Source organism: Streptomyces sp. MI02-7b (assembly GCF_033793585.1).
In the GTDB taxonomy this organism is placed as follows: Bacteria; Actinomycetota; Actinomycetes; order Streptomycetales; family Streptomycetaceae; genus Actinacidiphila.
The window spans coordinates 40654-47547 of sequence record NZ_JARAWX010000043.1 but is presented as its reverse complement, the minus strand read 5'-3'; the positions used below and the strand labels follow the sequence as shown (position 1 = coordinate 47547).

At 74.9% G+C, this 6894-nt stretch carries 4 protein-coding genes; 3 read left to right on the top strand and 1 reads right to left on the bottom strand.

Features of this window, described 5'->3' with window-relative positions:
* The coding region (locus PV364_RS39055) for an FHA domain-containing protein (protein WP_319665694.1) at window positions 1-811 on the bottom strand (811 nt) is incomplete at its 3' end.
* 348 nt (window positions 812-1159) lie between these two features.
* On the opposite strand from PV364_RS39055, the gene PV364_RS39050 reads away from it, so the two are divergent.
* The 3 genes from PV364_RS39050 (at window position 1160) to PV364_RS41455 (ending at window position 6817) form a co-directional block, all read left to right on the top strand.
* Window positions 1160-2950, top strand: a complete 1791-nt coding sequence (locus PV364_RS39050; protein ID WP_319665697.1) for a serine/threonine-protein kinase — start codon at window positions 1160-1162, stop codon at window positions 2948-2950.
* A 183-nt stretch (window positions 2951-3133) separates the two neighbouring features.
* Window positions 3134-4492: a glycoside hydrolase family 16 protein gene (locus PV364_RS39045; protein WP_319665693.1), complete on the top strand. Its 1359-nt coding sequence runs from the start codon at window positions 3134-3136 to the stop codon at window positions 4490-4492.
* Window positions 4493-4639: 147 nt separating this feature from the next.
* Window positions 4640-6817 carry a protein kinase domain-containing protein gene (locus PV364_RS41455; protein WP_401979493.1) on the top strand — a complete coding sequence of 726 codons (2178 nt, stop codon included), beginning with the start codon at window positions 4640-4642 and terminating at the stop codon, window positions 6815-6817.
* The last annotated feature ends 77 nt before the right edge of the window (window positions 6818-6894 follow it).

The following is a 6894-nucleotide window of genomic DNA, read 5'->3' as shown; positions in this document are numbered from 1 at the left end:
CGCCGGGAGCGGGCGCCGGGCGGGGATCCGGTGCGGCCCCGCCGGGGGAGGCGGGCCCGGCCGGGCGCTCCGCGGACCGCGCGGGCCGCCAGGCCGCCACCGCCTCGCCGTCGGGCCAGGAGGCCGGCGGGAGGGTGACGTGCAGATGGCCCTCGGCGTCCGGGATGGCGGGGACGGAAGCCGGAGGCGGCGGGACCGTGGACCCGGGCGGGGTGGGCTCCAGCTGGAGGACGGACTCGCCGATGCGCAGCAGGGCCCCGGGGGCGAACGGGACACCGCGGGGCCCGACCGGCTGCCCGTCGAGCGTGGTGCCGTTGGTGGAGCCGAGGTCGTGGACGGTGACCCGGCCCCCGGCGTCCACGGTGATGGCGCAGTGCAGCCGGGAGACGTCGGGGTCGTCCAGGGGGACGTCCGCGTCGGCGGACCGCCCGACCCGGATCTGCCCGCCCTGCAGCAGGTGGACCCCGCCGGCGTCGGGACCGCCTATGACATGGAGCCGGGCCGCGGCCGAGGGTCGTTCCTCGTGGTGGCCGTCGGCCGGGGCGTGCAGCGAGAGCACGGCGCCGTCGAGCAGCGGCGGCACACCCAGCACGGCGGTCGCCGGGTCCAGCCGCTCGGCACCGGCGTACAGCGGAGGCAGGGACCTCAGGGACGCCGTGGACCGCGCGGGCTGCCCGGAGCCGCCCGTGCCGGAGGTCAGGGCACCCGCCACGGCCCCCAGGAGGGTGCCCGCGGGCGCGGTGACGAGCACGTCGGAGGAGCGCGCCCCCCGGCCGCCGCGCGGCCCGAGAACGGTCAGCCGGATCTGCATCTCCGTCCACGGTCCCTTCTGCCCGGTCCGAAGGCGGGAAGAGGCCTCGCCCCACCCGCCGTGTCCGGGCACATCGACACGTACAAGAACGAACCGACCGGCTCCCGTTGCTCAGCGATCCGCGATCCGCACGCGCATCCTCCCACTCGCCACCGACAGGTTGCCGCCGGTGCCCACCTTCACGATCTTGAATGATCAGCATTGGGCGGAAAAAGCAACCAAACGACCGTACTCCGCGTCCTAATCCCACGCCCGCCCCGTGCGTGAACGAGCTCCGCTCCCATGACGCGGCACTACAGTGGGCGCACACAGGCCACGGACCAGGCCAAGATCCAGGGAGTGCGAGACGTGCGGCCGGTAGGCAGCAAATACGAACTGGTGGAGCCGCTGGGACGCGGTGCCACGGGCACCGTGTGGCGCTCCCAGGTGCGGGACACCGGCGAGACCGTCGCGATCAAGGTGCTCAAGGAAGAGCTCGCGAGCGACCCCGACGTCGTGATGCGCTTCCTGCGGGAGCGCTCGGTGCTGCTGCGGCTGCGCCACCCGCACATCGTCCGCGTGCGCGACCTGGTCGTCGAGGGCGACCTGCTGGCCCTGGTGATGGACCTGATCGACGGCCCGGACCTCTACCGCCACCTGCGCGAGAACGGTCCGTTCTCCCCCGTGGGCGGCGCCCTGCTGACCGCGGCCATCGCCGACGCCCTGGCCGCCAGCCACGCCGACGGCGTCGTGCACCGCGACCTGAAGCCCGCCAACGTGCTGCTCGCCACCGTCACCGGCCCGGACGGCAGCGCCCAGATGCACCCGATGCTGACCGACTTCGGCATCGCCCGGCTGGCCGACTCGCCCGGCCTCACCCGGACCCACGAATTCGTGGGGACCCCCGCCTACATAGCGCCGGAGTCCGCGCAGGGCCGCCCGCAGACCTCCGCGGTGGACATCTACGGCGCCGGCATCCTGCTGTACGAGCTGGTCACCGGCCGTCCGCCGTTCCACGGCGAGAGCGCGCTCGAAGTGCTGCAGCGGCACCTGAGCGCGGAACCGCGCCGCCCCACCACCGTCCCCGAACCGCTGTGGACGGTCATCGAGCGCTGCCTGCGCAAGGAGCCCGCCGAGCGCCCCAGCGCCGAGAACCTGGCCCGCGCCCTGCGCGTGGTGGCCGCGGGCGTGGGCGTCCACGCCTCCCCGGCGCAGGCCGAGGCCGCCATCGGCGTGGCCGCGCTGCTCGCCCCGGACCCCGCACCGGCGACCGTGCCGGACACCCCCCTGGTGCCGCCGGGCACCGCCGACCCCACCCAGGTGCTGCCCAACCGCTCGCCGATGGCCGGGTACGACCCGACGGCCGCCACCAGTGTGCTGTCCGCCGGCGGGCCCGAGAGCGGCGCCGACCCGACCCAGGTCATCCAGGGCGGTTCCCGCCCGGCCGGCGGCGCCGACGGCACCCGTGTGATGCCGCCGGTGCCCGGTGGCCCGCCGAACGAGCCGCCCCAGGGCCCGCACCCGTGGGAGTCGCAGCTCAACCGGGCCCGGGCGCGTGCCGAGCAGACCGAGATCCAGTACCTGGACCCCGACCAGGACCCCCTGCGGCGCCGCCCGCGCCGTCAGCCGGGCGGCCAGCCGCCGCAGCAGCCCCCGCAGTCCTACCAGCAGCAACAGCAGCCGCAGCGGCAGCAGCCCGGTGGGCAGGGGTACGCGCAGCAGCCCCAGCACCAGCAACCCCCGCGCCCGCCGCAGCACCGCCAGCCGCAACCGCAGCAGTACGCGCCGCAGCAGCAGCCGCAGCAGCAGCAGTACGCGCCCCGGCCGCAGCAGCAGCCGGTGCCGCCGCGCTACGAGCAGCAGCAGCCCCGGCGGTACGAGCCGCAGCGGCCACCCGCCCCCGAGCCGCCCCCGGCCCGCGAACCGCGCCGGCGCAGTGCCAACCCGATGCGCATCCCCGGCCTGGGCTGCCTCAAGGGCTGCTTCACGATGATCGTCGTCGTGGTCGTCATCTTCCTGCTGGCCTGGTACTTCGGGCCGCTGCAGGGCTGGTTCGACACCGGCAAGGGACTCTGGGACACCCTGTCCACATGGGTGAGCGACATCTGGAACGGGATCAGCTCGCTGGGTGACTCCACCAGCGGCCCTCCCAGCCAGTAGCGCGGCAGCTCCTGCTTTCAAAGAGTGCGGCAGCTCCTGGCTTCAAGGAGTGACGGCGGGAAATTCTGAGAGCGTTTTCAAGCGCCACGTCTTGACGCCTCGTCAGCCCGGGCGGACAGTGAACTGCCCGGGCACCCCCCCCCTTCACGCGCTCCCCCACCTCTCCTCACAGGAGGACTTGTCATGCGCGCGTCCAAAACTCTCGTCCGGGCCGGCGCGGCCGCACTGCTCGCGCTCGCCGCGGCCCTCGCGGGCCCGGCCTCGGCCAGCGTCCCCCCACCCGGCACCGGCTGGTCCCTGACCTGGAGCGACGACTTCACCGGCAGCGCCGGGTCGGCCCCCTCCGGCACGGACTGGATCACCGACACCGGCACCTCCTACCCCGGCGGCCCCGCGAACTGGGGCACCGGCGAGGTGCAGACGTACACCGCGAGCAGCACCAACCTCCAGCAGGACGGCAGCGGCAACCTCCGCATCACCCCGGTCCGCGACGGCTCCGGCCGCTGGACCTCCGCCCGGATCGAGACCCGCCGCACGGACTTCCAGGCGGCCGCGGGCGGCCGGGCCCGCATCGAGGCGCGCATCCAGATGCCGAACGTGACCGGCGCCGCCGCGGCCGGCTACTGGCCGGCGTTCTGGACGCTCGGCGCCGACTACCGCGGCAACTACCAGAACTGGCCCGGCATCGGCGAGTTCGACATCATGGAGAACGTCAACGGAATCAACCAGGTCTGGGGCACGCTGCACTGCGGCGGCAACCCCGGCGGCCCCTGCAACGAGACCAACGGCCTCGGCGCCGTCCACGCGTGCCCGGGCAGCGCCTGCCAGGGCGCCTTCCACACGTACACCTTCGAGTGGGACCGCAGCGTCAGCCCGGAGACACTGCGCTGGTACGTCGACGGTGTGCAGTACCACTCCGTCAACGCCTCGCAGATGGACGCGACGACCTGGGCCAACGCCACCCACCACGGCCACTTCGTGCTGCTGAACGTGGCAATGGGCGGCGCCTTCCCCAACGGGGTCGCGGGCAGCGGCACTCCGACCGGCTCGACCGCCTCGGGCGTGCCCATGCTGGTCGACTACGTGGCCGTCTGGAACTCCGCCGGCAGCGGCGGGGGCGGAGGCGGCGGCACGGGTGCCTACGGCACGATCCAGGCCGAGTCGTACGCCGCCCAGTCCGGCACCGCCACCGAGACCACCACCGACACCGGGGGCGGCCAGGACGTCGGCTGGATCGGAGGCGGCGACTGGCTGCGCTACAACGGCGTCGCCTTCGGCTCCACCGCCGCCCACCAGTTCAAGGCCCGGGTCGCCTCGGGCGCCGCGGCGGGGGTGAGCGGGCTGGTCGAGGTGCGGCTGGACAGTCCCACCGCGACCCCCGTGGGCAGTTTCGCGGTCGGCAGCACCGGGGGCTGGCAGAACTGGACGACGGTTCCGGCCAACACCGCGGCGATCACCGGGACGCACGACGTCTATCTGACCTTCGCCAGCGGTCAGCCCGCCGACTTCGTCAATCTCAACTGGTTCACGTTCACCGGCTGAGACTGCCCATGGTGGTGATTTGTCGACTTCTGGAGGGTGATTTCTTCCGCAGAAGCCGCACTCACCCCGGACTGGTTCCCCCAACCGGCTCGCATCCGCGTAGCTTTGTCGCCAACACGACGGCACGTCGGAGGAGTCGGAGCAGCCTTGGGACGGAAGATCGGCAGCCGGTACACCGCGCACCAGGTGCTGGGGCGCGGGTCCGCCGGCACGGTGTGGCTGGGCGAGGGCCCCGAGGGCCCGGTCGCCATCAAGCTGCTGCGCGAGGACCTCGCCTCCGACCAGGACCTCGTCGGCCGCTTCGTCCAGGAGCGCACGGCCCTGCTGGCACTGCACCACCCGCACATCGTCGGCATCCGTGACCTGGTGGTCGACGGCTCCGACCTGGCGCTCGTGATGGACCTCGTGCGCGGCACCGACCTGCGCTCCCGCCTGGAGCGGGAGCGCAGGCTCGCGCCCGAGGCCGCCGTCTCGGTCACCGCCGACGTCGCCGACGGCCTGGCCGCCGCGCACGCGGCAGGCGTCGTCCACCGCGACGTGAAGCCCGAGAACGTGCTGCTGGACTCCGCCGCGCCGCCCGGACCGGGCGGGGCGCCCCCGGCGCTGCTCACGGACTTCGGCATCGCGCGACTCGTGGACTCCCCGCGCCGCACCCGCGCCACCCGCATCATCGGCACCCCGGACTACCTCGCGCCGGAGATCATCGAGGGCCTGCCGCCGCGCGCCTCGGTCGACATCTACGCGCTCGCCACCGTCCTGTACGAACTGCTGGCCGGCTTCACGCCGTTCGGCGGCGGCCACCCCGGGGCCGTGCTGCGCCGGCACGTCACCGAGTCGGTGGCGCCGCTGCCCGACCTCCCCGACGAGCTGTGGCAGTTGCTCTCCCAGTGCCTGGCCAAGGCGCCGGCCTCGCGGCTGACGGCCGCCGAAGTGGCCACGCGGCTGCGCGAGTTGCTGCCGGACCTGGCCGGGCTGCCGCCGCTGGAGGTGGACGCGCCCGGCGACCACCACCACGAGGACGCGGGCGGCTTCGGCGCCGAACCGGCGGGCGCCGGCGAGCCGTACGACCCGCCGGCCGGCCGCCGGCGCGGCGCGGTCCCGCTGGTCAGGGGCGCCGCCCCGGACTCCACCCGGGACACGCACACCAGCATCAAGCTGCCGACCGCCGAGGAACTCGCCGCCGGCCGCGCCGCGGGCGACGACCCCCGCGGCAGCCGGGCCCGGCACCGGCACCGTGCCGTCGCGGACTCGCCGCAGCGCCGCCGGGCCAAGATCGGGGCGGCCGCCGCAGCCGCCCTGGTGGCCGCCGGGCTCGGCGGCTGGGCCATCGCCGCCTCCGGCTCCGACGACGGCGGCTCCACCAGCCGTGAGGACCGGGAGCCGGGCGACTCCACGACGCACGCGCCCACCCCCACCGCGCCCACCGGCGCCGCGGCCTCCCCGCAGGGTGCCGTCAGTTCCCCCGCCGACGCCGCCGACACGGCCGGGGAGGCGTCGCTGCACTGGTCTGGCCTGACGGCGCTGCCGCCGCTCCCGGTCGCGGGGGTGGAGACCACCGGCAGGCCGCGGGCGGTCTCCGCCGCAGGGGCGACGTACGTCTTCACCCGGGGCACCGACCGGAACCTGTGGTATCTGGTGGACGGCGGCTGGCACCGGCTCACCGGGATAAGCGTCGCCGACGACCCCTCGGCGGTCTCCTCGCGCGCCGGGCAGCTCGACGTGTTCGCGCTCGGCACCGACCACAAGGTCTACCGGCGCACCCTCAGCGACGGCGCCTGGGGCGGCTGGTACCAGGTGGACCAGCCCGCCACCTTCGACACCACCCCGGCCGCCGCGTCCTCCGCCCCCGGCCGGATCGACCTGGTCGCCCGCTCCGACGGCGACCTGGTCACCTCCTCCTGGGTCGACGGCCGGTGGAACGCCTGGGCGCTGGTGCCCACCGCCGGCCGCATCACCTCCGCGCCCGGCCTGGTGTCGCGCGCCCGCGGCACCCTGGACGCCTTCGTCGTGCGCAAGGCCGACGGGGCCGTGCTGCGCCTGCCGTACGTCAACGGCGCCTGGCGGCCCTCGGAACTGGTCCCCGGCCTGGACGCGACCGGCCGTCCGGAGGCCGCGGTGTCGGGGGGCCGGCTGTACGTCCTGGCCCCGTCCGGCGGCGGCGCCCTGGCCGCCGCCGTGGGCGCCGGGTCCGGCTGGGCGCCCGTCCCGGTGAGCGCCACCAGCCGCACCGGCGCCACGCTCACCGGTTCCGCGAAGTCGCTCACTCTCTACGTCCGCCGTGCCGACGGCGCCCTCGCCCGCTCGACCGGTTCGCCGGTCACATGAAGGTCACGATCCAACGGCCTTGTGCGTGGGCGGTATTGCGGCGGTTATCAGACCGGGCGTAACACTGAACGCGGAAC

What these genes read in the sequence shown, in the direction of transcription:
- PV364_RS39045 (WP_319665693.1), top strand. Translation starts at nt 3,134, where the DNA reads ATGCGCGCGTCCAAAACTCTCGTCCGGGCCGGCGCGGCCGCACTGCTC.